Annotated in this window: 16 protein-coding genes; 11 read left to right on the forward strand and 5 right to left on the reverse strand. The window is 49.5% G+C overall.

All coding sequences use genetic code 11. The features are described from left to right. The first annotated feature begins 47 nt into the window (after positions 1-47). From pilH to B067_RS0104420, 8 genes are all read left to right on the forward strand, one after another. The gene (gene pilH / locus B067_RS0104380; protein WP_019528843.1) at positions 48-410 is read left to right on the forward strand and encodes a twitching motility response regulator PilH; all 363 of its coding nucleotides are present in this window, start codon (positions 48-50) and stop codon (positions 408-410) included. A gap of 32 nt (positions 411-442) precedes the next feature. Then, entirely contained in the window at positions 443-985 is a 543-nt protein-coding gene (locus B067_RS0104385; RefSeq protein WP_019528844.1) for a chemotaxis protein CheW, read from the forward strand. A 60-nt stretch (positions 986-1,045) separates the two neighbouring features. Then, a complete protein-coding gene (locus B067_RS0104390; protein WP_019528845.1) occupies positions 1,046-3,142 on the forward strand; it encodes a methyl-accepting chemotaxis protein in 2,097 nt (698 codons plus the stop codon). 49 nt (positions 3,143-3,191) lie between these two features. Continuing rightward, a complete protein-coding gene (locus B067_RS0104395; protein WP_019528846.1) occupies positions 3,192-4,067 on the forward strand; it encodes a CheR family methyltransferase in 876 nt (291 codons plus the stop codon). A gap of 25 nt (positions 4,068-4,092) precedes the next feature. Further along, positions 4,093-10,050 (forward strand): hybrid sensor histidine kinase/response regulator, encoded by a 5,958-nt coding sequence (locus tag B067_RS0104400; protein ID WP_019528847.1) that lies wholly within the window; start codon positions 4,093-4,095, stop codon positions 10,048-10,050. 12 nt (positions 10,051-10,062) lie between these two features. Next, positions 10,063-11,034 (forward strand): chemotaxis protein CheB, encoded by a 972-nt coding sequence (locus B067_RS21150; RefSeq protein WP_156820739.1) that lies wholly within the window; start codon positions 10,063-10,065, stop codon positions 11,032-11,034. Beyond that, a complete protein-coding gene (locus B067_RS0104410; protein ID WP_019528849.1) occupies positions 11,031-11,501 on the forward strand; it encodes a chemotaxis protein CheW in 471 nt (156 codons plus the stop codon). Before B067_RS21150 ends, B067_RS0104410 begins: the two co-directional genes overlap by 4 nt. Positions 11,502-12,004: 503 nt before the next feature. After that, positions 12,005-13,321 (forward strand): NAD(P)/FAD-dependent oxidoreductase, encoded by a 1,317-nt coding sequence (locus B067_RS0104420; protein ID WP_019528851.1) that lies wholly within the window; start codon positions 12,005-12,007, stop codon positions 13,319-13,321. 96 nt (positions 13,322-13,417) lie between these two features. On the opposite strand, the gene B067_RS0104425 is transcribed toward B067_RS0104420, so the two are convergent. The 5 genes from B067_RS0104425 to B067_RS0104445 all read right to left on the reverse strand — a co-directional run bounded on the left by B067_RS0104425 (position 13,418) and on the right by B067_RS0104445 (position 18,799). Continuing rightward, positions 13,418-14,143 carry a 16S rRNA (uracil(1498)-N(3))-methyltransferase gene (locus B067_RS0104425; protein ID WP_019528852.1) on the reverse strand — a complete coding sequence of 242 codons (726 nt, stop codon included), beginning with the start codon at positions 14,141-14,143 and terminating at the stop codon, positions 13,418-13,420. Between the two features lie 15 nt (positions 14,144-14,158). Beyond that, on the reverse strand, positions 14,159-14,986 hold the full coding sequence (gene metF, locus B067_RS0104430; RefSeq protein WP_019528853.1) for a methylenetetrahydrofolate reductase [NAD(P)H]: 828 nt from the start codon (positions 14,984-14,986) through the stop codon (positions 14,159-14,161). Between the two features lie 111 nt (positions 14,987-15,097). Next, positions 15,098-16,462, reverse strand: coding sequence for an adenosylhomocysteinase (ahcY, locus tag B067_RS0104435; RefSeq protein ID WP_019528854.1), 1,365 nt, complete (start codon positions 16,460-16,462; stop codon positions 15,098-15,100). A 71-nt stretch (positions 16,463-16,533) separates the two neighbouring features. After that, positions 16,534-17,745 carry a methionine adenosyltransferase gene (metK, locus tag B067_RS0104440; protein ID WP_019528855.1) on the reverse strand — a complete coding sequence of 404 codons (1,212 nt, stop codon included), beginning with the start codon at positions 17,743-17,745 and terminating at the stop codon, positions 16,534-16,536. Between the two features lie 49 nt (positions 17,746-17,794). Beyond that, positions 17,795-18,799: an ArsR/SmtB family transcription factor gene (locus B067_RS0104445; RefSeq protein WP_019528856.1), complete on the reverse strand. Its 1,005-nt coding sequence runs from the start codon at positions 18,797-18,799 to the stop codon at positions 17,795-17,797. Positions 18,800-18,998: 199 nt separating this feature from the next. Between B067_RS0104445 and tkt the strand changes: the two genes are divergently transcribed. From tkt to B067_RS0104460, 3 genes are read left to right on the forward strand one after another with little or no spacing between them, the layout of a single operon-like run. Then, positions 18,999-21,002 (forward strand): transketolase, encoded by a 2,004-nt coding sequence (gene tkt / locus B067_RS0104450; protein ID WP_019528857.1) that lies wholly within the window; start codon positions 18,999-19,001, stop codon positions 21,000-21,002. Between the two features lie 5 nt (positions 21,003-21,007). Next, the gene (locus B067_RS0104455; protein ID WP_019528858.1) at positions 21,008-22,015 is read left to right on the forward strand and encodes a type I glyceraldehyde-3-phosphate dehydrogenase; all 1,008 of its coding nucleotides are present in this window, start codon (positions 21,008-21,010) and stop codon (positions 22,013-22,015) included. A gap of 53 nt (positions 22,016-22,068) precedes the next feature. Continuing rightward, entirely contained in the window at positions 22,069-23,226 is a 1,158-nt protein-coding gene (locus B067_RS0104460) for a phosphoglycerate kinase (RefSeq protein ID WP_019528859.1), read from the forward strand. The last annotated feature ends 183 nt before the right edge of the window (positions 23,227-23,409 follow it).

Consider the following 23,409-nt stretch of genomic DNA (forward strand, 5'->3'; position numbering starts at 1 on the left):
AAGGCTCTTAACTGGGCTCTGCATACAGTATCTAGAGGGAATGATTTATGGCTCGAGTATTGATTGTTGATGACTCGCCTACCGAAACACACAAAATGTCGACGATTCTTGATAAACATGGTCACCAGGTGCTTACTGCCGGTAGCGGTGAAGAGGGTGTGGCTACGGCCAAGGCTGAATTACCCGATGTTGTGCTTATGGATATCGTGATGCCAGGCTTAAATGGCTTTCAGGCCACTAGGCAGCTGAGCAAAAATGCCAGCACCAGCCATATCCCTGTGATCATCGTGACCACCAAAGATCAGGAAACCGATAGGTTGTGGGGCCAGCGCCAAGGTGCCAAGGGTTACTTAACCAAGCCGGTTGATGATGCCGTGCTTATGAGCGCGATTAATGAAGTACTGGGCTAAGCCATAGGTGCACATAACGACAGTGAGTTGCTATGAGTAAACAACTACAAGCTTTTGCCACCTTGCAAGATATAGCCAGCCGCAGTTTGCAGTTGGCTAAAGGCCTGCCTGCGCAGGCCAATGTTGTACCGCTGTGGTCGGGTATAGGTTTTACCTTGGGGGGTTATCGGTTTGTGGCTCCTATGGGCGAAGTGTCTGAAATTTTAGTGCAGCCTCCCGCTACCCGTTTGCCGGGGGTTAAGCCTTGGGTGCGTGGTGTTTCCAATGTGCGGGGTAAGTTACTACCGCTAATCGACTTAGAAGTTTTTTTTGGTGGTGCATTAAGCGGTGGTCGCAAAAATCATCGTGTGCTGTCTTTAGAGTTAGGTGAGCTGTATACCGGCCTGATAGTGAATGAGGTGCACGGTATGCAGCATTTCCCCGTTGATACCTTCAGTAATGAGTTGCCAGCTGGCGTTGAAGCTTTGGCACCTTTTTTGGCGGGCAGTTATCAACAGAACGGTGACACTTGGGTGGTGTTTAGCACCTTCAAGCTGGCACAGAACGCAGATTTTATGAATGCAGCGGCCAATTAATCTGGCGGCTTAATAATAAAATGTAATTAACGATCGGATATTGGGCTGGGAGTTCCGGGCATGAATGCTAAAACAAAAGGTGCAGCTAATAAGCTGTCGACGAATCGCACCATACTATTCTTTATAGTATTGCTGGCCGCAGGCTTGGTGGGGGCGGTTATTAATGCGTATATCGTATTGCGAGATGCGGGCCACGATGCACAATACTTAGAGATGACGGGCGAGTTGCGTATCTTGTCGCAGCAAATTGCCACCAGTTCGCGGCAAGCGACCGGCGGTGACCCAGAGGCCTTTAAGCAGCTGGATACGTCGCGTAGTAGCTTTAACGACACCTTGCGCACCTTGCTTAATGGTAAGGGCGACCTGCCCTCGCCACAGGCGATGTTAACCGATGAGTTGTCGACGCTGGGTTCAACCTGGGCGCAGGTTAATACCTCGGCTGAAACCATTGTTAAAAACCGTGATCGCATACTGTTTTTGCATGACGTTGCCAGAACGCTCAACGAATCTATACCTGTGCTGCAGGAAGAATATAACAGCGTTGTAGAGATACTGACCGACAATAAAGCCCCAGCCGATCAAGTCGCGGTAGCGCAAAGGCAATCCTGGTTAGCAGAACGTATCGCCCGTAACGTTGATAAAATGCTGCAAGGTGGTGACGCTGCGAAAGTGGCAGCTGATCAATTTAACCTTGATGCGAGTTTGTTTGGTAGCGTGTTGGACGGCATGTTGAAAGGCAACCGTGTGATGGGTATTAATCGGGTTACCGATGCCGAGGCTAAGGCCAGCTTAGAGGGCATTAGTGAGCTGTTTGAATTTGTAAGCGGCTCGGTAGACAAAATATTCCAAGCATCACCCGATTTGTTAAAGGCGCGTTTAGCGGCCGATAAAATCTTAGTTGACGCTCCCCTCATGATGGAGCAAACCAGTGAACTGGCATCGCGTATTAATACGTTAGAAGGTGAACGCACCGTTACTACCACCACCGCCCTGGTGTTTATCGGTATCACCATCTTTGCGGTATTTATGATAGGTATACAAAACTTTCGTAATACCCGTGCCCGCTTAAATGAAACTGCGGATACCAATGAGCGTAACCAAACCGCGATTTTGCGTTTACTGGATGAGCTAGCCGACCTCGCGGACGGTGACTTAACCACCACTGCAACGGTATCGGAAGATTTCACCGGCGCCATCGCTGACTCGATTAACTTCACTATCGATCAGCTGCGTATATTGGTATCGCAAATAAACGACACCGCGGTAAAAGTATCGGTGGCGGCAGAGGAAACTCAGGGCACAGCCTTACACTTAGCCGAGGCTTCTGAGCACCAAGCACAAGAAATTGCCGGGGCGTCAGCTGCGGTAAACGAGATGGCGGTGACCATCGACCAAGTATCCTCAAACGCTGCCGAATCGGCTAGCGTTGCGGAGCGCTCGGTAACCATCGCAAACACCGGTGCTGAGGTGGTGCAAAACACCATACACGGCATGGATAACATTCGTGAACAGATTCAAGAAACGTCAAAACGTATCAAGCGATTGGGTGAATCATCGCAAGAGATTGGTGACATCGTATCGTTGATCAACGACATTGCCGACCAAACTAACATTCTGGCACTTAACGCCGCGATACAGGCATCGATGGCGGGCGACGCCGGTAGGGGCTTCGCGGTTGTTGCGGATGAGGTACAGCGTCTTGCGGAACGTTCATCAGCGGCAACGAAACAGATAGAAGCGCTGGTAAAAACCATTCAGTCGGATACTAACGAAGCAGTAATCTCGATGGAACAAACCACTGCCGAGGTGGTACGTGGTGCGCGCTTAGCACAAGACGCGGGTACAGCACTGGAAGAAATCGAAACGGTATCGCAGGAATTGGCAGAATTGATACAAAACATCTCCAACGCTGCGCGCCAACAGGCATCATCAGCGGGCCACATATCCAATACGATGAATGTTATCCAAGAAATCACTTCACAAACTTCATCAGGTACTACCGCTACAGCGCAATCTATCGGTAAATTGGCCGGCATGGCTAATGAACTGAAACAATCAGTAGCCGGTTTCAAACTGCCTGAAGAGGAAGATGTATTGTTGGGAGATGATATGGCTGGCGATATCACCGAAATCGATGTGGACTTAGCGGAGGTTTAATAATTTTCAGTGTGCGTAGCAAGCAACAGTTCTGGCGATGTAACGGTTAATGGCGTCGTGGGCTTTTGAGTCACCAGCGCCATTAAGCGATACGCAATATGCGCAGTGGCAGCAGTTATTAGAGCAGCGTACCGGCATATGCTTTATGCAACACCGTTCTATTTTACAAGCGGGTTTGGTGTTGCGTATGCGGGAAATAGGTATTAGTGATTACGATGCCTATTTTCAGCAAGTCAGTGCCGTGCCGCAAGGGGCGATAGAGTGGTCCTTGTTGGTTGACCGCATCTCGGTAAAAGAAACCAGTTTTTTTAGAGATGCAGATGCGTTTAAAGCAGTTAAGCAGTTTTTATTAAAACGTTTAGATGCACAGCTAAGGCCACAGGATGACACTTTAGAAATATGGAGTGTGGGTTGTTCAACCGGTGAAGAAGCCTATTCACTCGCCATGGTTGCCAACGATATGGTTGATTACACCCGGGCCAAAGTTTTTATAGGGGTAACGGCAACCGACATTAGCTCAACGGCACTGCATTATGCTAGGCGAGGTGCCTATGCGCCGCGTAAGTTAGAGCGCGTGCCGGTAGAAGCAAAGATAAAATACTTTTCAGAGCAGGGTGATAAACACTTTCACATAGTCCCTGGCCTGAAACAAAAGCTATGTTTTACGCAAGGTAATATCCTAGAGCTAGCACAAGCGCCAGCGATAAAAATGGATATTATTTATTGCCAAAACGTATTGATATATTTTCAGCGTAGGCGTCATAAACAGTTACTGGATATGTTTGCTGAGCGCTTGAAGCCCGGCGGTTTACTTGTCATGGGCGCAGGTGAGGTGACTAACTGGCGTCACCCGAATATGAAGAGGCTGGCCGATGAACATGTGCTGGCCTATATCCATGCTGATGAACATGTTACCGCTGATTGAATTGATAAAAAAAGGGCCATAGAGAATGGTTGAGCGTCGAGATTATGTTGCGCTAGATTGGGTAGCTGGAGAGATAGAAGAAACTCTCAAACAGGCCGCGCAAGCTTTAGATGCCTATATTGCCAATCGTGATGATGCGACAAAGTTACGCTTTTGCTTAACACATATACATCAGGTGTTAGGCACATTGCGTATGGTCGAGTTTTTTGGCGCAGCTTTGCTGGCCGAAGAAATGGAATACGTCGCGGATGCTATTTCCCATAACCGCATACACGAAAACCACGTTGAAGATGCCCTGCAAGTGTTGCATGCGGCCATGGTGCAGTTACCTCGTTATTTAGAGCGGGTAAAAGCGTCGCGTCACGGTTTGCCTTCTATTTTACTGCCGGTATTAAATGATTTGCGCGCCGTGCGTGGCGAACAACTGTTGTCAGAAACAGTATTGTTTGCCCCCGACATGTCCGTGGCTAATGATATCCATGACGTCGTGGCCTTGAGTATTTCAGGGAAAGAGCTGGCAGAGATTGCGCATAAATTGCGGCAGATGTATCAAATCGCTTTGCTGGGATTAATCCGTGGCAAAGATGTTAGGAAAAACCTCAACTATTTAGCCAAAGTTTGTGCGCGCTTGGTGAAGGTGTCAGAAGGGCAGTCCTCACAAGCTATATGGCGGGTGTGTATCGCTGTACTAGAAGGCTTGTTAAATGGTTCTATAGAAACCAGCGTGTCGGTAAAAATATTACTGCGCCAAATTGATAAGCAAATAAAAAACATTATTGATCAAGGTGAGCAGGCTGTACTGGCGCCGTACCCTGAAGATTTAGTCAAAAACCTGCTTTATTATGTGGCGCGTAGCAAGGCCAACTCTCGTTATATTAAAGAAATCAAAAACGATTTTAATCTAGCGGGTTCGCTATTGGGCGAAGGCGATCTAGAGGGTGGTGATTTAGCCACCCCCGACAGCGCGGCGATGCACGCGGTTATCATTGCCCTAGTGAAAGAGCTGTCCGATATACAGCAGCAAATGCAAATGGCAGCTACGGATAGTGTTGCCTTGGCTGCAATACTGCCGCTATTTCGTCGTGTTTGTGACACCATGGCGATATTGGGTTTGGGTAGTCAGCTAAAACAATTACAAGAGCTATATACCAGTTTTGCCAAACAATTGGCTACCGATATTGACGCGCAAGAGATAGCCCAAATTCTGGCAGGGATTAGCGCAATCTCTCTAGAACTTAAACCGGAAGAGTTGGTAGAGCCAGAGAAAAAACAGCAGCTATTTAATGATAGCGAAGAAGCGCAGGGGCATTTGGATGCGGCCTTCGGTTCAGTATTGCGTGAGTCGCGGGTAGGTTTAGAACAGGCTAAAGATGCGGTGATAGAGTTTGTCGCCACGCAATGGGATCACAACTGCCTGACGGAAGTGCCCGCGCAATTACAAAACATTATTGGTAGCCTGTCCATGGTGCCGTTAGCGCGCGCCAGCAAAATTTTACAATCCTGCGAAACCTATATCAGTCACGACCTGCTAGTTAGCAAGGGCGTGCCCGACTGGCAGGTATTGGATACCCTAGCGGATGCGATTACCTCTATAGATTATTATTTAGAACGCCTAGTTGAAGATCCAGAAAGCGACGGCAGTATGATTTTAGATATGGCTGCAGACAGCGTCGCCGAGTTAGGTTATCCCGTTGCCGCTGAAGATGCTGCCCACGTGGATGAGCCACCACTGTTATCGGCAGAGGCTGAGCAGAGGTCACAGGAAATTGATGAACAGCCTCCTGTATTAGACGTGGAGCCGCCGCTACTGGATGCCGAGCCACCTGCGCTAGTAGCCGAAACACCCGCACAAGAGCCGCCACTATTAGAGGCTGAACTTCCCGAGCTGACCGAAGTTGTTAGTGAGCTAGCTCCTGAATATATTTCTGCCTTAGCCGAGGTTATGGAGGCAGAATATGTCGCCGATGCTGATGACGCCGTTATTGATTTTGAAATGGATGAGGCACTTGGCGACGAAGACCTTAGCGATGCTCCCGTGGCAGCAGCTGTCGCCGCAGCGCCTATAGAAGACGACGAGGATTACGATCCAGAAATTGTTGAAATCTTTATTGAAGAAGCCGCGGAAGTATTAGAAACCATAGGCGAATACTTGCCACAATGGCAGGCTGATCACGCTAATGCCGACGCTAGCGATACGGTGCGTCGCGCCTTCCACACCTTAAAAGGCAGTGGCCGCATGGTCGGTGCAACGGCTATAGGCGAATTAGCCTGGGCGATAGAAAGCTTACTCAATACGATTATTGATGGTTCCTTAGCGCTAGACTCCGCGCATTTAAACTTGGCCGCTGAAGTTGCGGATTATGCTCCCGCCTTGGTCAGTGCGTTTGAGCATAGGCAAAGCATAGACGGTACAACTGCACAGGCCTTTATTGCTAGGGCTGAAGCGTATATAGCCGGTGATGAACCGGTGGTAGAGGCGCCTGAAACCGCGTCGAAAGAGCTAGACGATGCCCCCGTTTTGCAGATCGAGGACCCCGCCGAAGCCATTACCGAGGATGTTTTAGCGTTAGAGTTGGCAGATGAGCCCGAGGAAGAGATTGATAGCGAGCTGCTGGAAATTTTTGCTGGTGAGGCTGCTACCCACCGTGAGGTATTAAATCAATTTATTGCTCACTACCGTGAGTTGGCCGGCCCTGCCGATTTAACCGATGATTTACAGCGTGCCCTGCATACCCTAAAAGGTAGCGCCAATATGGCAGGCATTGGCCCAGTGGCGATGATAGTGGGCCCGGTGGAAGGTTTAATAAAAGATTTGCGCGCCATGCAGATGAAGGCCGACCACCCCATCATTGAAGTGTTAGAGCAAACCTCTGCTTATATATTACAGGGTGCTGAGCAACTGGGCAGCACGCCCTTACAAACCCTGCCGGGTAGTGAAGACTTTTTAGTACAGCTATCCGTTTTGCATCAAGAGCGCTTAGCGATTGCCGCCGATGCCGATGCCGAAGATAACAGCATACCGCCGCAGGCACTGAACGAATTTCTTACTCTTAGCTTGGATGTGGTTAGCGATGCTGATCAAACACTCATCGCTTGGCCTAAGGATGAATTAAGTGACGGCGACTATTCACAGTTGCTTGCGCAATTTGCCAGAATGATAGAGCGCGGCGAAGCGATTAATATGCCGGCCTTTGTCGAGCTTGCACAAGCCATGCAGGTTCTTTATAGACAGGCCATAGATGCTGGCGAAAAAGGTGAGGCGTTTTGTGCCTTGGCTTCACAGGGTAACGATGCCTTAATTGATATGCTGGATCAGATTGCCGGTCATCAAACCCCCGGCTTCGATGAGGCGCTGTTAATCGAGATAGAAGACTTCAGCATGCAGGCGGCGAGCCTCGTTACTGAACCTGTAACTGTCGAAATTGAAAATGATAACGAAAGCTCTATAGAGCGCATTGATTTTGAAAGCGCTGCTCTAGAATCTTCCCCAGAACCAGAACCAGAACCAGAACCAGAACCAGAACCAGAACCCGTCGCAATAGCGCCTAAGTCTGTGGCACAACAAGCCGAAGATGACGATGATGAAGAGCTGGACGAGGAGATTATTGAAATCTTCATGGAGGAGGCGGGCGAGCTATTAGAGTCGCTAGACGAGGCCATCCATGCTTGGAGTGAGGATAGAAACAATCGCGCCCATCCCGATGAGTTACTGCGAGTTCTGCATACTTTAAAAGGCGGCGCGCGCTTAGCGGGCATTAGCAGCATAGGTGACTTAAGCCATGACTTTGAAACCCGTTTAGAAAGTTTAGATCTAGATAATTTACAAGCCGATGACGCGTTGATGGCTGAAACCTTAGCCAGCCAAGATCAGTTAGTGGCTATTGTTGAGCAGCTCAAGCAGGGCGAAAGTGTTGCTGACCTGGCGGCCGAGCTGCCTGCGGTTAAACCATCGTCTGGCAATACGGTTACTGATGTAGCAGCGCAAACCGCTAAGCTCGACATTATGCCAACAGCGGAGAAACGCAACGAATTTAATCTGCCGCTAGGTTCGACTAAAGTTGAAAAAGAAGTCGCCCCTTTCACTGCTCCTGCGTTTGACAACAATAGTGTAAAACCCTTGCCTGTCGATAGTAAGCGCGGGCCGCAAGAAGTGGTTAAAGTTTCTGCGCAGTTACTAGAAGAGTTGGTTAACCTCGCCGGTGAAACCTCCATCTCACGTGGCCGTGCCGAAGAGCAAATATCGGAATTGGTGTTCTCGCTAGACGATATGCAAATCACCGTCGATCGTTTGCAGCAGCAAGTGCGTCGCTTGGATATGGAAACCGAACAACAAATCCTATTTCGCCAAGAGCAGGTAGAGAGTGAAGGCCTTGATGGCTTTGATCCTCTAGAAATGGATCGTTACTCGCAGCTGCAACAATTATCGCGCTCGCTGTTAGAGTCCTCTTCAGATTTGACTGATATCAAGGGCACGCTGGCCGATAAAGCCCGCGACATGGAAACCCTGTTAGTACAGCAGTCGCGTATCAACACCGAATTACAAGAAGGCCTGATGCGTTCACGCATGGTGCCTTTCTCGCGCATGGTGCCTAGGTTGCGCCGCATCGTTAGGCAGGTGAGTGGCGAGCTGGATAAAAAAGTCGACTTCCGTTTAGATAATGTCGAAGGCGAATTAGACCGTACCGTATTAGAGCGCATGGTCGCTCCTTTAGAGCATATGCTGCGTAACGCGGTAGACCATGGCATAGAAACTAAAGAGCAGCGCCAAGCGGCGGGTAAATCACCGCGCGGGACTGTTGCGCTAAACCTGGCTAGGGAAGGGGGGGAGATCGTACTAACCCTGTCCGATGATGGTGCCGGTGTTAATCTAGCTGCGGTGCAGAAAAAGGCCATAGAGCGTGGCTTAATGGAGCAGGATGCCAGCCTCTCTAATCACGAAATTTTACAATTTATTTTGCAGGCCGGTTTCAGTACTGCCGAAAAAATCACCCAGATTTCGGGTCGCGGCGTAGGCATGGATGTGGTGCACAGCGAAATTAAACAGCTGGGTGGCACCATGGACATAGAGTCTATCTATGGCCAAGGCACGCGCTTTATTGTGCGTCTGCCCTTTACCGTATCGGTTAACCGCGCGCTAATGGTTAACATAGGCGGCGATAACTATGCGATACCGCTAAACACCATAGAGGGCATTGTACGGGTTAGCCCCTTTGAGCTAGAGGCTTACTATCAACCCGATGCACCTCTGTTTGAATACGCCGGCCAGTCTTATTTGCTGCGTTATATGGGCGCCTTATTAAACCGTGGCGAAATGCCCAACCTAGAAGGCCGCAGCATGCCCTTGCCGGTGATTTTAGTGCGTGGCGCTGATCACTCTGTGGCAATACAAGTGGATCATCTGATGGGCTCGCGTGAAATTGTGGTAAAACCCATGGGCCCACAGTTCAGCATGGTACAAGGTTTGTCCGGTGCCACGGTGCTGGGTGATGGTAACGTGGTTATCATCTTAGATTTACCGGCGATGATACGCGCCGACGCCATGCACGCTCACAGAGGCTTGTTAGTAGAACAAGAAGAAGGCAGCTATCCAGAAGATCGTATTACCAAGGTTATGGTAGTGGATGATTCGGTAACTGTACGTAAAGTGACGTCGCGCTTCTTGGAGCGCCAAGGCATGGAGGTGGTGTTGGCCAAAGATGGCTTAGACGCGGTTGCGCAGCTTAACGATATGGAGCGTATCCCCGATGTGATGCTGTTAGATATAGAAATGCCCCGCATGGACGGTTTCGAAGTGGCTAGCAGGGTAAGGCATACCAGTCGTTTAAAAGACCTACCTATTATTATGATTACCTCGCGTACTGGCGACAAACACAGAGAGCGGGCCATGAGCTTAGGGGTGAATCATTACCTAGGTAAGCCCTATCAAGAGACCGTGTTGCTAGAAACTATATTGGAATTGACCGACGTTGTCGCAGGGCGATAGCGTATTAAGCCCGTGACAGTACATGCTAGGCGGGTGGCACTAGTCACCGATAGTGAGCTTGGCCGGCAGGCGCTAATGGCCTTGTTGGGGGGGGCGCTAAACCCTTTGATAGTGACTATCGATGTGAGCCAGAGTAGCCAACCTTTAATAGATTATTTGGGGCAGCATCACGATAGCCAGCTGGATATGTGGGTATTGGATAGTAGTGCACAACACGACGAAAATATCCTGCACATATTATGTGATGACAGTGACAAACCTATATTGGTGAATGATGAGCTGCCTACCGCGCAGGATGAGCAGCGCTATAAGCTGTGGCAAAAGCGCTTATTACAAAAAGTAGAAAGCCTGAGTTTAGAAAATGACGGCTTGCGCCGGCAGCGCTTAGGTACGGCTGAACAAGTTTGGGTATTGGCAGCTTCGCTAGGCGGCCCAGCAATGATCAAGCGTTTTTTAAGTGCTTTACCTCAGGGCTTACCCATAGCCTTTGTTTATGCGCAGCATATAGAGGCTAACTTTGACCATTATTTATCGGGGGGCATGGGCGGCGAACAGGCCTACCCCTTACAACAAATAAGCACAGAGCATAGCCTAGTTGCAGGCGAAACCTTAGTGGTGCCGGCCGATGCGCAGTTGCGATTTTTGCCCTTTGGTCAGGTCATCAAAACCACCAAAGCCTGGCAGGGGCCTTATCAGCCGGCGATAGATCAAGTGGTGGCAGAGTTGGCCAAAGAATATAGGAAAAAACTAGGGGTGATCGTGTTTAGCGGCACCTGCAATGACGGCGAAATTGGCTGTCGGGTAGTCAAGGCTTGCGGTGGCCAAGTGTGGGCGCAAAGCCCAGCCAGTTGTGTCAGCGCCGCCATGCCTGAAGCTGCGATTAATACGGGTTGCGTCAGTTTTCAAGGCAGCCCAGAAGAACTGGCACTGCAGTTGGCCCAAATAATTAAACAGCCCGTTGCCCAGCAAGAGGTTATAGGATGAGTGAACAAGCAGTAACAACGGTCAACGATGAGTTGGCCACCTTATTAATCCCTATGAACGGCAAGCAGCTAGTTCTGCCCAATGTAACCGTAGCGGAAATTATCCCCTATATGGAACCAAGTACAGAGCACAGTGACTTACCCACCTGGTTTTTAGGCAATATTAACTGGCGCGGTATAGAGGTGCCGGTGGTGTCCTTTGAGGCGATAAACGAAGAGCCCTTTGCCAGCCAAAGCGCCAACCGCCGCATAGCGGTATTAAACACCCTGATCGACGATGCGCGGCTACCTTTCTGCGGCCTTATTACCGAAAGCGTACCGCGCTTAATGCGTATACAGCCCAGTGAGATTATCAACGAAGAGGTGGAAACCGGACCTGCTGAATTAGGCCATGTGCTGGTGAACGGCGAGCAGGCGGTTATTCCCAATGTAGATTACATACAACAGCAAGTATTGGCGTTGTTGTAATGCAGAGCGGGTAATACCGCGCTTTAGTACAGAGGGCCTCGCCAGCGTTACGCTGGCGAGGCGACAAAGATCCCCCTTAAAAACCGAGCTAGGCTCGGTTTTTTGCATTTTGCCCTGCAGTAAAAGCAGTTTAATCTCTACTTTGGTGCCAGGCCCTATCATAATAATGAATGTTTGTTCATTTTAACTTATTGTTTTATATGTATAATTAAATATTTTTAGAAAAATTGTAGACAGGGGGTTTTACTGCATTATAATGAATGATCATTCAGTAGACAGCCCATTTATTTATGTGTTCATTGTGCCTAGATCATATCGCTGCCCGCTTACCTTCTGGCGCAGCTGGCCGTAACCCCCTTGCTCTATCTGCGGTGTGGGTGGTGATGTTTGCTACCTATTGGTAATACCCCCCTAGTATCTGAATAGCCCTGTTAAATTAATTTCCCCACCCTGCTGTTTGCCTATCCTATGGTGAGCGCAGGCTATGTTGTAGGAGTTTTACGATGTCACGTTCCGTATTTAAAGATGCTAATGGCCAGCATGTTAATTCATATTATGCCGCTACCGTAGGTGAAGTGGCCGACTATCCCCGCCTGCAAGGCAATATTGAAGCCGAAGTGTGCATTATAGGCGGCGGCTTTGCTGGTATCTCAGCGGCTATAGAGTTGGCCGAGCAGGGTCACGATGTCGTCTTGCTGGAAGGCGTTAGAGTAGGTTGGGCGGCCTCGGGCCGTAACGGCGGCCAAATCATAGGCGGCTGGCGCGATAGCTACGACGAGATGGAAGCTAAGTTTGGTTATGATACCGCCCAAACCTTTGCCGACATGAGCAATGAAGGTAAACAAATTATTTACGAAAGAGCCGAAAAATATAACATCAATGCCGATATCAAAAAGGGTTACTTATTGGCGGCTATGTGTAAGTCGCATGTGAACTACATGCATGACTCTGTCGCCGAGGAGGAAAAGTGGGGCGGCGCCGAACACTTGAGTATTATTTCGCAGCAGGATGTAAAAAGTTATATCGATAGTGATAGCTATATAGGTGCGCTAGACAATCAAAGCAACGGTCACCTACATCCCTTAAAATTGGCCGTGGGTGAAGCAAAAGCCGCAGCCGCTTTAGGTGTACGCATCTATGAGCACTCACCGGTGCTGGATGTGCAGGGCGGTGATGAGCCTATAGTGACTACCGCGCACGGTCGGGTAAAAGCCAAGCAGGTCATCATGACCGCCAATTGCTATTTGGGTAAAGCTGCACCGAAATTACAGAAAAAAATAATGCCTGCTGGCACCTATATTATTGCCACAGAACCACTGTCGGCAGAGCGGGTACAAAAATTAATTCCACACGGCCAGGCGGTGTGCGATATGCGCCATATATTAGATTACTTCCGTTTAACCGCCGACAATCGTTTATTATTTGGCGGTAAAACTATTTACAGCGGTAAAGATCCCAAAGACATAGGCAAGGCCATGTTTAAAGATATGCTGAAAGTATTCCCTCAGTTAGCCGATGTGAAAGTTGACTATGCTTGGGGTGGCCATATAGATATAGCGGTTAACCGTATGCCGCACATGGGTGAATACGCAAACAATGTTTACTTTGTGCAGGGTTTCTCGGGTTTTGGTGTGGTTGCCACCCATATAGCGGGTCGCGTGCTGGCTGAAAAAGCGATGGGCAATACAGAGCGCTACGATATTTGGAATCAAATAAAACATCACACTTTCCCTGGCGGAACCTTGTTACGTAAGCCGGGGTATTTGTTGGGCTCTAGCTTTTTCTATTTAAGGGATATGATAGATAAAGCAAAAGGGTAGGGTTTTAGTTCCTAGTTCCTAGTTCCTAGATGAAAAGCGTAAGAAGAAAGGCCTCTGTTGTTGAGGCCTTTTTTATTCCAGAAAATAATTATTGGTTTATATATCGCCCCATAGCGATTGTAATAAGGTTAGCGCGACTAATGGGGCGGTTTCAGTGCGCAATACTCTTGGGCCTAGGCTTAGGGCGTTAAACCCCTGCGCCTCGGCCAGTTGAATTTCGCTATCGCTTAAACCGCCTTCGGGGCCTATTAAAATGGCGGCGCTGCTGGGGCTGTCAGCGGGGTTGAGTTGTTGGCTGTTGCGGTGGTGCAGTACTAACTTTTTATCGGCCTGGGCGCTGTTTAACCAATCCTGCAGATTGCTGGGCTGGTGTAGCTGCGGCAATAGGTTGCGCTGGCATTGTTCGCAGGCGCTGATGATTATATTGTGCCAGTGGCTGTGTTTTTTATCGGCTCTATCGGCTTTCAATTTTAATTCGGTGCGATCGGTGTACAGTGGGGTAATTTCACTGGCGCCTAACTCGGTGGCTTTTTGCATTACCCAATCCATACGGTCGCCCTTAGACATGGCTATGCCTAAGTGTACCGATAAGGGCGATTGCCTATTGTCGCTGCGGTGCTCGCCTATAACAACGCTGACGGATTTTTTCGCAATGCTAACTATGTTGGCATCAAACTCGCCGCCCTGATTATTAAATAATATTAGGGCAGCGTCAGTTTGCATGCGCAAGACTTTACTTAAATAGTGGCTGGCCTGCGCCTCTAGTTCAACAGATTGGCCGCTGGCCATATTGCTTAAGGTAAAGATTCTAGGGATACGCATGGGCAGCCAGCCTGATTAAGAAAGTTTTAAGTTTTGCCAAATAGCTTTATTGGGCTCTACCAAGTTCATGGTGTAAAAATGCAAGCCCGGTGCACCGCCAGCTAATAAGCGCTCACATAAACCGCTGACAAAGTCGGTGGTAAACGCTTTTAAACCTTCGGGGTCGTTTTCTAAACACTCTAATTTATAGCCCAACCAGCGTGGTATTTCAGCGCCACAGGTTTTTGAAAAGCGCGCTAGATTGTGGTGATTGATGATAGGCATGATGCCGGGGTATATGGGCTTGTCTATGCCTATCTTGGCGCATTTTTCCAAAAAGTGAAAATAGGCGTCGACATTAAAAAAGTATTGGGTAATAGCGCTGTTGGCACCGGCATCCAATTTCTCTTTTAAAAACTGTATGTCCTGCGCATAGTTGTCGGCATCAGGATGTATTTCCGGGTAACAGCCCACTTCTATATTAAAATGGTCACCAGTATGCTCGCGTATAAAGGCAACCAATTCGCTGGCATATACTAAGCGCTGCGCGCCCAAGCCCGAAGGCATGTCGCCACGCAGGGCTACCATGCGGTTAACGCCGGCATCTTTATAACCATTGATGAGCTCAAGTATTTCTTCTTTGCTATCGCTGCCAAAAGACAAATGCGGGGCGGTGTCTATGCCTTCGCCTATCATTTCCAGCACGATGTCTTTGGTGTTGTCACGGGTGGAACCGCCAGCACCATAGGTGACAGAAAAAAAGTCAGGATTGAGTTGGTTGAGCTCAGAGCGTACTAATTTAAGCTTTTCTTTGCCTGCATCGGTTTTGGCAGGGAAAAACTCAAAAGAAAATCGTTTAGACATTGTGAAAGTCTCTAGTTAGTAGTCGCTAGTCCCTAGTGGAGCTAGCGATCATAATGTTTTTCTAGCGACTAGTGACTAGGTCACTAGCGACTGTTATAAATATTACTGGTATTAATACTTATAAGTGTCAGTTTTGAACGGGCCGGTTACGGATACATTAATGTACTCGGCTTGTTCTTTGGTCAGTTTGGTGATGACACCACCAAAGCCGCTAACCATATGGGCTGCCACTTCTTCATCCAGTTTTTTAGGCAATACTTCTAGGGTGATTGCAGCTGGCTTTAAGTTGTCTTCTAGGTCGGCAAATTTGCGTTCATACAAATAAATTTGCGCCAGTACTTGGTTGGCAAAAGAGCCGTCCATAATACGAGAAGGGTGGCCGGTAGCATTACCTAGATTTACCAAGCGACCTTCCGATAGTAAAATCAGGTAATCATTGCTGGCTTTGTCGCGGTAGACTTTATGTACCTGTGGTTTAACTTCATCCCACTGCCAGTTTTTGCGCATATAGGCGGTGTCGATTTCATTGTCGAAGTGGCCGATGTTACATACGACTGTGCCGGATTTTAGCGATTGTAAAATAGCAGAATCGCAAACATTAAAGTTGCCGGTAGTGGTCACAATCAAGTCGGTGTTGTTGAGCAGTGCTTTGTTGGTGTCGGCTACTTTACCGGTATTGATGCCGTCGTTATACGGTGAAACCACTTCAAAGCCATCCATACAGGCTTGCATAGCGCAGATAGGATCTATCTCTGCAACGCGTACTATCATGCCTTCTTGGTTTAGCGACTGGGCAGAACCTTTACCCACATCGCCATAGCCTATTACGAGCGCTTTTTTGCCCGATAACAAATGGTCGGTGCCGCGCTTAATGGCATCGTTTAACGAATGACGACAGCCGTATTTGTTGTCATTTTTCGATTTGGTTACCGAGTCGTTTACGTTAACCGCAGGGACTTTTAAAGTGCCTTTGTCTAACATCTCTTGTAAACGGTGTACGCCGGTGGTGGTTTCTTCGGTAATGCCGTGGATGTTATCTAGCATGCTGCCGTATTGATTGTGCAGCATTAAGGTTAAGTCGCCGCCATCATCCAATATCATGTTGGCATCCCAAGGCTGGCCATCTTTTAAAATGGTTTGCTCTAAACACCACTCATACTCTTCTTCGGTTTCGCCTTTCCACGCAAATACCGGTACACCAGCGGCGGCAATGGCTGCAGCAGCGTGATCTTGAGTAGAGAAAATATTACAAGAAGACCAGCGTACTTCAGCGCCCAAAGCCACTAAGGTTTCGATAAGCACACCAGTTTGTATGGTCATGTGTATGCAACCTAAAATCTTAGCGCCCGCTAAAGGTTGGCTGGCACTGTACTTGGCGCGCATAGCCATTAAGGCAGGCATTTCGGTTTCGGCTATGTCTAATTCTTTACGGCCCCAATCGGCTAAAGAAATATCGGCTACTTTATAATCGCTCATAATAAAATCCTAAAATTAAATGTTTTGTTTTGTCTTGCCGCTTAAAACTTGCAGCTTAATTCTTGATGCACTTAAAGCGCCGCTTTCAGTGCATCAACTTTATCCGTTTTTTCCCAGCTAAAGGCGGTAAAGGTATCCGACTGTTGCTGACCGTTTTCGTCTTTCCAGGTATAGGTATGCTCAAAAGGCTCGCGGCCAAAGTGGCCGTAGGTAGCAGTGAGCTGATACATGGGGTGTTCTAAATCCAACATCTTGTTAATGCCGTAAGGGCGCAGGTCAAACACTTTGCGTATCGCTGCCGCTAATTGATCGTCAGTGGCTGTACCAGTGCCAAACGTGTTTACCGAAATAGAGGTGGGTTCAGCCACACCTATAGCATAAGACACTTGTAGCTCGCAGCGTTCGGCCAAGCCAGCAGCCACTACATTTTTAGCCACATAACGGCCAGCATAAGCGGCCGAGCGGTCAACTTTTGAGGGGTCTTTGCCCGAGAACGCACCGCCACCGTGACGAGCCATGCCGCCGTAGGTATCAACAATAATTTTGCGGCCGGTTAAGCCGCAGTCGCCCACGGGGCCGCCGATAATAAAAACGCCGGTAGGGTTGATGTGATATTTAGTGTCGGCGTGCAGCCACTCGGCAGGCAGTACCGGCAAAATAATATTTTCTAATACCGCTTCGCGTAAATCGTCTAAACCAATTTCTGGGTCGTGCTGGGTTGATAACACCACCGCGTCTATGGCGACGGGCTTGCCGTTTTCATAACGTAAACTAACCTGCGATTTGGCGTCGGGGCGCAACCAAGGCAGTATGCCTTCTTTGCGTAATTTCGCTTGGCGTTCAACTAAACGGTGTGAGTAGTAAACTGCGGCGGGCATTAGCGACTCAGTTTCGTTAGTTGCATAGCCAAACATTAAACCTTGATCACCAGCGCCTTGCTCTTCGGGGCTAGCACGGTCTACACCGACGTTGATGTCGCGTGACTGTTTACCTATAGCGTTTAACACCGCACAGCTGGCGCCATCAAAGCCTACCGCCGAGCTGTTGTAGCCTATGCCGGTAATTACGTCGCGAATAATATCTTCTAAGTCCACATAGCAAGAGGTGCTAACCTCACCGGCGACCACGGCCATGCCGGTTTTTACTAAAGTTTCTACCGCTACGCGAGCGTGCTTATCGCGCGCAATAATAGCGTCTAAAATAGCATCAGAAATTTGATCGGCCATTTTATCGGGGTGGCCTTCTGAAACCGACTCAGAGGTAAATGTAGAATATTCTGCCATGGTTAATTCCTTACAATACTGGGTAAAACTACGTTAATAGGGGGCAGCCCTAGGGCTTAATAAATTCTCTAATTTGTACGCGAAAGCCATTGAGTTGCGTGAGGTACACACTCTGGCCTTCGATTAAGCCGGCGCTTTCGGCCCAGTTACTTAAATCTTCGGGTTCAAAACCCAACCACAAATCACCACAGGATTGCTGTGCCCACAATTGATCGTGACTGCACAGGTCGGTGATGAATAAACGGCCTTGGCTGTTCAACAGCTGCGCCAAGTCGCTATACATAGCGGCGGGTGAGGGCACGTGATGCAACACCATGTTCACCACTATGCTATCGACAGCAATATTCTTTAAGGCGGGGTGTTTGCTGTCGCCGTGGATAAATTCAATATTGTTTAAGGCTTGTTGTTGCGCAAAGGCTTGCGCTTTGCTCAGCATTTGCTCGGAGTTATCCAGCGCGTAAACGGTAGTAAAGTGTGGCGCTAGCTCCGCTAAAAAAGCGCCTTCGCCGGGGCCTACTTCTAAAACATTGCCGGCGCTGTTGCCATTGCTCAAGACCAGGCTGGCGGTATGGCTGCCGTATAATTCGTAGGCGGCAATTTGTTCTTGTTGCTTATTAAAGCTGTCAGCATGGCGATTGAAAAAATCACGGGAGCGTTGCGCGCGGCTGTTTTGTATCGCTAGTAGGCGTTGTTCCACTTCGGGGCTAAGGCTGAGCTGATCGGCGGCGTTAAAAATGCTGCGCTGCAAGCTGTCTAGCTGGTGATCGCTGGCGTGCTGGGCGCGACGGTAAAAAATGGTATTGCCTTCGCGGCGGGTAATTAACAAGCCCGCAGTCGCTAATAGTTTTAAATGATGGCTAAGCCCTGATTGCTTGTAGTCCAGTATGGTGCACAGCTCTAACACCGCAAACGAGTCGCGGCTCAGTACCCGCAAAATATCCAGCCGCAGGTGATCGGCGCTGGCTTTGCACAGGGCCAGCAGGGTTTGCGCATAGGCTAGTGCTTGCTCTTGCGTGCTGCTGTGGTCAACTAATGGGGCTGTTTGAGTGTTCATAGGCGCGCAGTCTAACAGCTGTTTTTATCTATATCAAAATATTTCGATATAGATTTTTAGTGGGTTGCTGGTGCTAGACTAGGGAATTCGATTAAAAAGCACTATTTTTAGTCAGCAAATGCGCTCTGGGCATTGCTGTATAGTCGTGGGTGGGAGAAAATAGCCGGCTTTCAAAATGACCTTCTTGGAGTTCCAATCAATGCCGTCACGTAGCGAATTAGCTAACGCCATCCGCGCACTCAGTATGGATGCTGTGCAGCAAGCCAAATCCGGCCATCCGGGAGCCCCTATGGGCATGGCTGATATAGCCGAAGTTCTGTGGAACGACTTCCTACAGCACAACCCTGCCAACCCAAACTGGCCTGATCGCGACCGCTTTGTGCTATCTAATGGCCATGGCTCCATGTTGATTTACTCGCTACTACACCTCAGCGGCTATGATCTCCCCATAGAAGAACTGAAAAATTTCCGCCAATTACACTCCAAAACCCCGGGCCACCCCGAATACGGTTATGCCCCCGGTATAGAAACCACCACCGGCCCTCTGGGTCAGGGCCTTACCAATGCTGTGGGCATGGCGGTTGCCGAGAAGGCGTTAGCGGCGCAATTTAATCGCCCCGGCCACAATGTGGTCGATCACCACACTTATGTGTTCTTAGGTGATGGCTGTTTGATGGAGGGCATTTCTCACGAAGCCAGTTCATTAGCCGGTACTTTAGGCCTAGGCAAGCTGATTGCGTTTTATGACGACAACGGCATCTCTATAGATGGTGAAGTAGAAGGTTGGTTTACCGACGATACCCCCAAGCGCTTTGAAGCTTATGGCTGGCATGTAGTACCTGCGGTCAACGGCCACGACAGCACCGCGATTAAGATGGCGATAGAAGAGGCCCACGCTTCTGATAAACCTACTTTGATTTGCTGCAAAACCATTATTGGTAAAGGCTCGCCGAATAAAGAAGGCAAAGAAGATTGCCACGGTGCGCCGCTAGGTGATGATGAAATTGCGCTAGTACGCGAGACCTTAGGCTGGACCCACGCGCCCTTTGAGATCCCCGCTGATATCTACCAGGGTTGGAACGGCAAAGAGCAAGGCCAAGCCCTAGAAAGTGATTGGGATAAGCGCTTCGAAGCCTATGCAGAAGCCCATCCTGAACTGGCCATAGAGCTAGCTAGGCGCCTCAGTGGCGACCTGCCTGAAGACTTTAGCGCCCAAGCCGATGCCTACATCAAACAATTACAGGCCGATGGCGCCACTATTGCCTCGCGCAAAGCTTCACAAAATACTCTTAATGCCTACGGCCCCTTGTTGCCTGAGCTATTAGGTGGCTCTGCCGATTTGGCGGGCTCTAACTTAACCCTGTGGAATGACTCTAAAGGCATCACTGCTGACGACGCCTCGGGTAACTACTTGTTTTACGGCGTGCGCGAGTTTGCCATGTCAGCGATGATGAACGGCATCGCCTTACACGGTGGTTTTATCCCCTACGGTGCAACCTTCCTGATGTTTATGGAATACGCTCGCAATGCCGTTCGCATGGCCTCGTTAATGAAGCTACGCAGCATTTTTGTCTATACCCACGATTCTATAGGCTTGGGTGAAGATGGCCCTACCCACCAGCCGGTAGAGCAATTAACGGCCCTGCGCGCCACCCCGAATCTGGATACTTGGCGCCCCTGTGATGCGGTAGAGTCAGCGGTTAGCTGGAAGGCCGCGCTAGAGCGCCGCGATGGCCCCGCTGCTCTGGTTTTCTCCCGTCAAAACCTAGAGCACCAAACTCGTACTGATGAGCAAGTGGCGAATATTGCCAAAGGTGGTTACATCTTAAGTGATTGCGATGGCGAGCCCGATGCCATCTTGATTGCTACCGGCTCGGAAGTGGGCTTAGTGATGGCTGCCAAAGCTGCCTTGGCTAGTAAAGAGGCGGGTAAAAACATCCGCGTCGTTTCTATGCCTTCTACCTCAGTATTCGACAGACAAGATGCCGCATACCGCGAAAGCGTATTACCTAGTAATGTCTTAGCCCGTGTGGCGGTGGAAGCTTTGCACCGTGATTTTTGGTACAAATACGTGGGCTTAGATGGCCGCATCGTAGGCATGGATAGTTTTGGCGAGTCAGCCCCTGCGGCTGACTTAATGAAGCACTTTGGTTTTACCGTTGAAAACGTTGTTGAAGCGATCAACGATTGTATAGCTGAGTAAACACCATGATACGCTTGGCAATTAATGGTTATGGCCGCGTAGGGCGCTGCGTATTGCGCGCCCTTTATGAGGGTGGCTACCGCGAGCATATGCAAGTGGTGGCCATTAATGAGCCGGCCGACCTGCCCACCATAGTGCACCTCACCAAATACGACAGCACCCACGGCCGCTTTAAGGCCGAAGTGAGTAGCAGTGACGGTGCGCTGCTGGTGAATGGCGATAGCATAGCGATTAGCCATCACCGATCCCTCAGCGACTTGCCCTGGCGGCAACATCAGGTTGATTTGGTGTTGGAATGCAGCGGCCGCTTTGATAGCCAAGCCGATTTGCAGCAGCATTTGGCTCAGGGCGCGAAGCGGGTATTACTCTCTCAGCCCGGTGAGGCCGATATTAATGCCTTGGTGTATGGGGTCAATCATCAGCAGCTCAGTGTCAGCGACACTATAGCTTCGGCGGCTTCTTGCACCAGTAACTGCATAGTGCCGGTCATCGATATTTTGCATCAGGCTTTCACCATAGAGTCTGGTGGCATTACCACCATACACTCGGTGATGAACGACCAGCCCGTGCTGGATGGCTATCACCATACCGACTTGCGCAAAACCCGCGCTTCCAGCCAGTCTATTATCCCTGTGGATACGGGCTTGGCTCAAGGCATCGATAGGTTGCTGCCCTGTGTTAGCGGCCGTTTTACTGCCAGAGCTTTGCGGGTACCTACTACCAATGTGTCGGCGATGGACTTATCGATTATCGTCAAACAGACTGCTACTAGTGCTGAGGTTAATGAGCGCTTACAAGCGGCGTCCGAGCAGCAACTCAAGGGCATAATAGGTATTAGCCATGAGCCGCTGGCCTCCTGTGACTTTAACCACGATACCCGCTCGGGCGTGGTAGACGCAGCACAAACGCGGGTTAATGGCCGCTTGGTTAATGTGTTGGTGTGGTTTGATAACGAATGGGCCTATGCTAACCGCATGCTGGATATCAGCCAGTACTGGTATCAGCAGCAGTAAAATAACGATATAGCCTTAATAATGATAACGGATAGCAGTCAAAGGAACTCTCAATGAGCGTCATTAAAATGGCCGACCTGGCCTTAGCCGGCAAACGTGTATTAATCCGTGAAGATTTAAACGTGCCCATTAGCGCAGGCAAGGTCAACAGCGATGCCCGCATACGCGCCGCGTTACCCACCATTGAGTTAGCCCTGAAGGCAGGTGCTAAAGTTATCGTGATGTCACACCTAGGCCGTCCCACCGAAGGCCAGTATGAAAGCCAATATTCACTAGCACCCGTAGCCGAGCATTTGGGTGGCCTGCTAAACCGCAAGGTGCCGCTTATTAGCGATTGGCGCGCAGGCGTAGAGCTGGCCGATGGTGAGCTGGCCTTATTAGAAAACGTGCGCTTTAACGAGGGCGAAAAAGCCGACGACGAAGCGCTAGCCAAAGCCTATGCCAGCCTCTGCGATGTATTTGTGATGGACGCCTTTGGCACCGCCCACCGCGCCCAAGCGTCTACCCACGGTGTGGCCAAATTTGCCCCGGTGGCCTGCGCTGGGCCTTTATTGGCTGGTGAGTTAGATGCCTTGGCCAAAGTTATGGCTAACCCTGCTAGGCCTTTAGTGGCGATAGTAGGCGGCTCAAAAGTTTCAACTAAGCTTAGCGTGTTAGAAACTTTATCGGAGGTGGCCGATCAGTTAATCGTGGGTGGTGGCATAGCCAATACCTTCTTGGCGGCCAGCGGCAAGCCAGTGGGTAAGTCCTTGTGTGAGCACGACTTAATCCCCGTAGCGCAAGCATTGATGGCCAAAACCACCATACCGGTACCTAGAGATGTAGTGACTAGCAAAGAGTGGGGCGGTGCCGCCGAGTTAAAAAATGCCGACGAGGTGCAAGCCGACGACAGTATTTTTGATATAGGCCCGCAAGCTTCAGCCGAAATAGCCGAGATCTTAAGCAAGGCCAAAACTATCTTATGGAATGGTCCGGTAGGGGTTTTTGAGTTTGACCAATTCGGCGCTGGCACCCAAGCTTTAAGCGAGGCCATAGCCAACAGTGAGGGCTTTTCGGTAGCCGGTGGTGGTGATACCTTAGCCGCCATAGACAAATACAATATCGCCGATAAAGTATCGTATATCTCTACCGGCGGCGGCGCGTTTTTAGAATATGTAGAAGGGAAGGTATTACCCGCGGTGGCTATGCTGGAGCAGCGGGCGAAAGGGTAAAAAGCTAGCTGTAAGTGGCAAGCTGCAAGGGGTAAGCAAAACATTGTGGTAGCTGGTGTGAATATGTGGATACCGAATCGAGTTCGGTATGACGAAAGAAAACTACACCGTCATACCGGCCTTGCGCCGGTATCCATAGCCGTTAAAAGCTTAACGGCTTGAAAAACAAAATACAGCCGCGTT

This window comes from Dasania marina DSM 21967, assembly GCF_000373485.1.
Lineage (GTDB): Bacteria > Pseudomonadota > Gammaproteobacteria > Pseudomonadales > Dasaniaceae > Dasania > Dasania marina.

What these genes read in the sequence shown, in the direction of transcription:
- pilH (WP_019528843.1), top strand. Translation starts at nt 48, where the DNA reads ATGGCTCGAGTATTGATTGTTGATGACTCGCCTACCGAAACACACAAA.
- B067_RS0104385 (WP_019528844.1), top strand. Translation starts at nt 443, where the DNA reads ATGAGTAAACAACTACAAGCTTTTGCCACCTTGCAAGATATAGCCAGC.
- B067_RS0104390 (WP_019528845.1), top strand. Translation starts at nt 1,046, where the DNA reads ATGAATGCTAAAACAAAAGGTGCAGCTAATAAGCTGTCGACGAATCGC.
- B067_RS0104395 (WP_019528846.1), top strand. Translation starts at nt 3,192, where the DNA reads ATGGCGTCGTGGGCTTTTGAGTCACCAGCGCCATTAAGCGATACGCAA.
- B067_RS0104400 (WP_019528847.1), top strand. Translation starts at nt 4,093, where the DNA reads ATGGTTGAGCGTCGAGATTATGTTGCGCTAGATTGGGTAGCTGGAGAG.
- B067_RS0104410 (WP_019528849.1), top strand. Translation starts at nt 11,031, where the DNA reads ATGAGTGAACAAGCAGTAACAACGGTCAACGATGAGTTGGCCACCTTA.
- B067_RS0104420 (WP_019528851.1), top strand. Translation starts at nt 12,005, where the DNA reads ATGTCACGTTCCGTATTTAAAGATGCTAATGGCCAGCATGTTAATTCA.
- B067_RS0104425 (WP_019528852.1), bottom strand. Translation starts at nt 14,143, where the DNA reads ATGCGTATCCCTAGAATCTTTACCTTAAGCAATATGGCCAGCGGCCAA.
- metF (WP_019528853.1), bottom strand. Translation starts at nt 14,986, where the DNA reads ATGTCTAAACGATTTTCTTTTGAGTTTTTCCCTGCCAAAACCGATGCA.
- ahcY (WP_019528854.1), bottom strand. Translation starts at nt 16,462, where the DNA reads ATGAGCGATTATAAAGTAGCCGATATTTCTTTAGCCGATTGGGGCCGT.
- metK (WP_019528855.1), bottom strand. Translation starts at nt 17,745, where the DNA reads ATGGCAGAATATTCTACATTTACCTCTGAGTCGGTTTCAGAAGGCCAC.
- B067_RS0104445 (WP_019528856.1), bottom strand. Translation starts at nt 18,799, where the DNA reads ATGAACACTCAAACAGCCCCATTAGTTGACCACAGCAGCACGCAAGAG.
- tkt (WP_019528857.1), top strand. Translation starts at nt 18,999, where the DNA reads ATGCCGTCACGTAGCGAATTAGCTAACGCCATCCGCGCACTCAGTATG.
- B067_RS0104455 (WP_019528858.1), top strand. Translation starts at nt 21,008, where the DNA reads ATGATACGCTTGGCAATTAATGGTTATGGCCGCGTAGGGCGCTGCGTA.
- B067_RS0104460 (WP_019528859.1), top strand. Translation starts at nt 22,069, where the DNA reads ATGAGCGTCATTAAAATGGCCGACCTGGCCTTAGCCGGCAAACGTGTA.